The following is a 2,339-nucleotide window of genomic DNA, read 5'->3' on the forward strand; positions in this document are numbered from 1 at the left end:
ATTTAAAAGTCTGGCGGCACCCTACTCTCACATGGGTAATACCCACACTACCATCGGCACTACGGCGTTTCACTTCTGAGTTCGGCATGGGGTCAGGTGGGACCACCGCGCTATTACCGCCAGACATATCCTGTCTCTTTCAATTAGTATTGATATCTATTCATTATCTCATATCAATACGCATCTCTCAATCCGGAACAAACTGTTTTTTCAATCTCTATTCTCTTTTCGATGATTTTCTCATCTAGTAATAACTTCTGCGTAACCCAAAACAACTCCGAGTTGTAAGGTTAAGACTCTCGGTTCATTAGTATCAGTTAGCTCAATGTATCACTACACTTACACACCTGACCTATCTACGTCTTAGTCTCAAACGGACCTTACTGAATCTCTTCAGGGAAAACTCATCTCGAGGCTAGTTTCGTGCTTAGATGCTTTCAGCACTTATCTATTCCGCACGTAGCTACCGGGCAATGCAATTGGCATCACAACCCGAACACCAGCGGTGCGTTCACTTCGGTCCTCTCGTACTAGAAGCAAACCCTCTCAATTTTCCTACGCCCATGGCAGATAGGGACCGAACTGTCTCACGACGTTCTAAACCCAGCTCGCGTACCACTTTAAACGGCGAACAGCCGTACCCTTGGGACCTACTTCAGCCCCAGGATGTGATGAGCCGACATCGAGGTGCCAAACACCGCCGTCGATATGAACTCTTGGGCGGTATCAGCCTGTTATCCCCGGAGTACCTTTTATCCGTTGAGCGATGGCCCTTCCATTCAGAACCACCGGATCACTATGACCTACTTTCGTACCTGCTCGAGCCGTCACTCTCGCAGTCAAGCTAGCTTTTGCCATTGCACTAACCTCCTGATGTCCGACCAGGATTAGCTAACCTTCGTGCTCCTCCGTTACTCTTTGGGAGGAGACCGCCCCAGTCAAACTACCCACCAGACAGTGTCCCTTACCTCGATTCAGAAGTATAGGTTAGAACATCAAACATTAAAGGGTGGTATTTCAAGGTCGACTCCACTCACACTGGCGTGCATGCTTCTTTGCCTCCCACCTATCCTACACATTAAGGCTCAATGTTCACTGTCAAGCTATAGTAAAGGTTCACGGGGTCTTTCCGTCTTGCCACGGGTACACCGCATCTTCACGGCAATTTCAATTTCACTGAGTCTCGGGTGGAGACAGCCTGGCCATCATTACGCCATTCGTGCAGGTCGGAACTTACCCGACAAGGAATTTCGCTACCTTAGGACCGTTATAGTTACGGCCGCCGTTTACTGGGGCTTCGATCAGGAGCTTCTGCATAAGCATAACCCCATCAATTAACCTTCCAGCACCGGGCAGGCGTCACACCGTATACGTCCACTTTCGTGTTTGCACAGTGCTGTGTTTTTATTAAACAGTTGCAGCCAGCTGGTATCTTCGACTGATTTCACCTACATCCGCATGGGATTTCAATTACACATCAGCGTGCCTTCTCCCGAAGTTACGGCACCATTTTGCCTAGTTCCTTCACCCGAGTTCTCTCAAGCGCCTTAGTATTCTCTACCTGACCACCTGTGTCGGTTTCGGGTACGATTAACTATAACCTGAAGCTTAGAGGATTTTCCTGGAAGCAGGGCATCAATTACTTCACTGCCTTAGCAGCTCGTCATCACGCCTCAGAGTTTCAGTGACCGGATTTGCCTAATCACACCCCTACACGCTTAACCCACCATCCAATAGGTGGTAAACCTAGCCTTCTTCGTCACCCCATCGCAGTTATAGCCAGTACGGGAATATTAACCCGTTTCCCATCAGATACGCCCTTCGGCCTCTCCTTAGGGGTCGACTCACCCTGCCCCGATTAACGTTGGACAGGAACCCTTGGTCTTCCGGCGAGCGGGCTTTTCACCCGCTTTATCGTTACTTATGTCAGCATTCGCACTTCTGATACCTCCAGCATGCCTCACAACACACCTTCTACGGCTTACAGAACGCTCCCCTACCCAATACACTTGCGTGCACTGCCGCAGCTTCGGTGCATAGTTTTAGCCCCGTTACATCTTCCGCGCAGGCCGACTCGACTAGTGAGCTATTACGCTTTCTTTAAATGATGGCTGCTTCTAAGCCAACATCCTAGCTGTCTAAGCCTTCCCACTTCGTTTCCCACTTAACTATGACTTTGGGACCTTAGCTGGCGGTCTGGGTTGTTTCCCTCTTCACGACGAACGTTAGCACCCGCCGTGTGTCTCCCATGATTCAACTTGTCAGTATTCGGAGTTTGCATCGGGTTGGTAAGCCGGGATGGCCCCCTAGCCGAAACAGTGCTCTACCCCCAACAGTCA

At 49.8% G+C, this 2,339-nt stretch carries 2 rRNA genes; both read right to left on the reverse strand.

Annotation, left to right across the window (positions count from 1 at the left end):
- Positions 1 to 8 precede the first annotated feature (8 nt).
- Positions 9 to 124, reverse strand: a 5S ribosomal RNA gene (gene rrf, locus ACGH6Q_RS12185).
- A gap of 162 nt (positions 125 to 286) precedes the next feature.
- A 23S ribosomal RNA gene (locus ACGH6Q_RS12190) occupies positions 287 to 2,339 on the reverse strand; the annotation flags it as partial.

This window comes from Gilliamella sp. BG2 (genome assembly GCF_046635645.1).
Taxonomy (GTDB): Bacteria; Pseudomonadota; Gammaproteobacteria; order Enterobacterales; family Orbaceae; genus Gilliamella; species Gilliamella bombi.